Source organism: Pseudomonas sp. Irchel s3f7, assembly GCF_900187615.1.
Taxonomy (GTDB): Bacteria; Pseudomonadota; Gammaproteobacteria; order Pseudomonadales; family Pseudomonadaceae; genus Aquipseudomonas.
The window spans coordinates 1-1760 of sequence record NZ_FYDO01000063.1 but is presented as its reverse complement, the minus strand read 5'-3'; the positions used below and the strand labels follow the sequence as shown (position 1 = coordinate 1760).

The window sequence follows — 1760 nt, the reverse complement described above, 5'->3', positions numbered from 1 at the left end:
GTTGGCCAGAAGCCAAAGATGGCTTCCTCGAATAGGCCTTATACATAGATGCAACCGGGTAGCAGTGTTTAAAAAGCAGGTAGACAGTGGGGGCGAGTCCATACATAGGAGCGAGCCTGCTCGCGATAGCTGACTGACCTGCAATGCAGATGTCACCTGATCCACCGCTATCGCGAGCAAGCTCGCTCCTACAGGGGGATTTCATCTGGCCTTTAAAGTTTTTGATTTAATATCTGGCTCTCTCCCGGAGGGCCTTCGATGACTGATCTGCTCACGCCCATTCAAGTCGCACTCGGCTTGCCCCACACCCCGATCCCATTCACCTCCCGCGGCGCCTTGCCCTCGGCGTTCGCCGTCACCGACCTGGCCTGTGCCAGCATCGCCGTTGCCGGCCAGGCTGTCAGCGAACTGCTGCACCAGCAAACCGGACGCCTGCCCAACCTTGAAGTCGACCGACGCCTGGCGTCGTTCTGGTTCTCGACATCGATCCGCCCGACAGGTTGGAGCCTCCCACCGATGTGGGACCCGGTCGCCGGTGACTACGCCGCGCGCGATGGCTGGATTCGCCTGCACACCAACGCCCCCCATCACCGTGCGGCGGCGGAACGCGTGCTCGGCGTCTGCGCCGACCGAGCAGCGATGGCAGGCAAAGTCGCGCAATGGACCAAAAACGATCTGGAGCAGGCTGTCGTCGAGGCCGGTGGCTGTGCCGCAGAAATGTACAACCGAGATCAATGGCACGCACACCCACAAGGCATGGCAGTCAACGCTGAACCGTTGATTCAGTTCACACGCAACCACAGCCAATGCGTCAAGCCATGGCAAGGCTCGGTTGCCCGACCGTTGGCCGGCATCAAGGTGCTGGATTTGACCCGAGTGTTGGCGGGGCCCATTGCCAGTCGGTTTCTGGCCGGTCTCGGCGCCGACGTGTTGCGCATCGACCCGCCGACATGGGATGAGCCAGGCGTCGTGCCCGAAGTCACCCTGGGCAAGCGCTGTGCGCGTCTCGACCTTCACGACAAGGCGGATCGCGCCGTGTTCGAAGCCTTGCTCAAAGACGCCGACATTGTGCTCCACGGCTACCGCGCCGATGCGCTGGAGCGCCTTGGGTATGGCGCGGTTTACCGGCAGCAGTTAAGCCCAAGTCTGATCGACGTCTGCCTCAATGCCTACGGCTGGAGCGGTCCGTGGCTGCACCGGCGCGGTTTCGACAGCCTGGTGCAGATGAGCACAGGCATTGCGCAGGCGGGCATGACCTGGAAGCAGGCGGACAAGCCGACGCCATTACCGGTGCAGGCCCTCGATCACGCCACCGGGTATCTGATGGCGGCCAGTGCGATCCGCTTGCTGGCCGAATGTTTGAGCGGCGGCGTTGGCGGGGCGGCGCGATTGTCTTTGGCGCGAACGGCGAAGTTGTTGATCGAGGCCGGGGCCGGGTCCGATGAGCCGTTGCGGAATGAGGATCAAAAGGATCAGGCAATGGAGATCGAGCAGACGCCGTGGGGGCCGGCGCATCGCTTGCGGGTTCCGCTGAAGATCAATGGGACGCCGTTGCAGTGGTCATTGCCGGCGACGCAATTGGGTTCTCATCGCGCTCAGTGGTGATGCCCGAATAGTCTTCGCCGGCAAGCCGGCTTGTATGTTTAGACTTGAAGGGGTGGGTGGGACTAAAGCCTCGCTTCTGACTCTGACCAGTACAGACCGTGGGAGACATCGTCCCACCCCTTCACCTAATGCGCCGATAAGGAATGCATCGGCTC

The 1760-nt window shown here is 61.9% G+C and carries 1 protein-coding gene; it reads left to right on the top strand.

Going from position 1 to position 1760, the window contains the following annotated elements; genetic code table 11:
- Positions 1 to 258: 258 nt before the first annotated feature.
- Entirely contained in the window at positions 259 to 1605 is a 1347-nt protein-coding gene (locus tag CKW19_RS28175; RefSeq protein WP_095061782.1) for a CoA transferase, read from the top strand.
- Positions 1606 to 1760 lie beyond the last annotated feature (155 nt).

Excerpts from the sequence above, each read along its gene's own strand:
- CKW19_RS28175 (WP_095061782.1), top strand. The coding sequence starts at position 259 with ATGACTGATCTGCTCACGCCCATTCAAGTCGCACTCGGCTTGCCCCAC.